The sequence below is a fragment of the Endozoicomonas sp. SESOKO2 genome (assembly GCF_024606245.1).
In the GTDB taxonomy this organism is placed as follows: Bacteria; Pseudomonadota; Gammaproteobacteria; order Pseudomonadales; family Endozoicomonadaceae; genus Endozoicomonas_A.
In genome coordinates, this window is the sequence record NZ_JAHHPQ010000341.1 from 1 (window position 1) to 1,274 (window position 1,274).

2 protein-coding genes are annotated in these 1,274 nt (G+C 52.5%); one reads left to right on the forward strand and one right to left on the reverse strand.

What is annotated here, in order from left to right; genetic code table 11:
- On the reverse strand, nucleotides 1-494 hold a 494-nt coding region (locus KDK17_RS07825; protein WP_257287774.1), incomplete at its 3' end, for a transporter substrate-binding domain-containing protein.
- 62 nt (nucleotides 495-556) lie between these two features.
- Here KDK17_RS07825 and KDK17_RS07830 point away from each other — a divergent pair.
- Nucleotides 557-1,274, forward strand: a 718-nt coding sequence (locus tag KDK17_RS07830; protein WP_257287775.1) for a PAS domain-containing protein, incomplete at its 3' end; no start/stop codon positions are given.

Sequence of the window (1,274 nt, forward strand, 5' to 3'; positions counted from 1 at the left end):
CTCTGAATCAACTCAATGATATTGTCACGAGTGACCAGCATGACCCCCGGAAGCCATTTGTTGACAAACTCTTCATGACTGGAGTCTGTCACCACGCCCAGCCTTCTGCCATCCAGATCAGGCCCCAGGTCATTGACCGACTGGTTACTGCGATAATAAATTCGTGAACTGATGGCATAAAACGGATTGGACATTTGCATCCACTCACTGCGAGCCCTGGAGGGAGAAATACTCCCGAGAACATCTACCTTGCCACTCTTGAGCGCCTGAGTAATCTCGGTTTGCTCCCCCATTCTGAAGCGAACAGGCGTAGAAGTTTTTTCAGACCACTTCTGCCAGATGTCTACATACATACCGGCCGGTTTACCCAGCGCGTTGACAAAAGACAGCGGGGCCGAGGCCGTTTCCAGAGCGATAACCAGTTTTCCTGAAGTTTGGTCATCATGACCAAGCCAGCGTCCGAATACCAGACTCTTGCGATCTTGCGGTATCATTTCCATACCGCTCTCAATGATAGAGCCCAGGGCAGAACGCCTGCTACTGATTCCAGCTACGAGTGAAACAGTACTGTCCAAAGGGGATTCATGTTGCCATGACGTTATTCGCTGAACAGATAGGTGGGGTCATATTCCTCAATCGCCAGACCGAAGACGAGCTGTTGAGTGATGAAGTGGATCTCCTGCGCAGGGCCAGTCAACTGGTAGCTGTTGCGCGCTCAAGGCAGCTTTCCGAAGATGCCCTGAGATCCAGTGAAGAGCGTTATCAGCTGGCGATGGATGCCGCTTCCGATGGTCTCTGGGACTGGGATGTTGCTAATGAGCGTATCTATTTCAGTCCTCGATATCAGCGCATGCTGGGCTATGAGGCCGGAGAGCTGGCGAACACTCCGGGGGGTTGGCGTCGCCTGATTCACTCAGATGACAAGATTGCTACCGTTGATTTCTTCAACGATCAGTTTGCTCACTCGGATAAAGCCTTCGTCTATGAATACCGCATCAGACGCAGGGACGGTAGTTACGCAACAGTTCGGAACAAAGGTAAGGTCGTCTTCCGGGACAGTCGGGGCCATCCACTGCGTGCCGTGGGCACCATGGTGGATATCACCGAGCAGAAAGAGCGTGAGCGTGAACTGTCCATGGCTCGCTTCACCCTGGATCGGGCAGCCGATTATATTCACTGGTTCCGCCATGATGGCAGCCACAAATACGTGAATGAGTCTTCCTGTCGCGCACTGGGTTATACCCCTGACCAGGTGATGGAACTCAGTATTATGG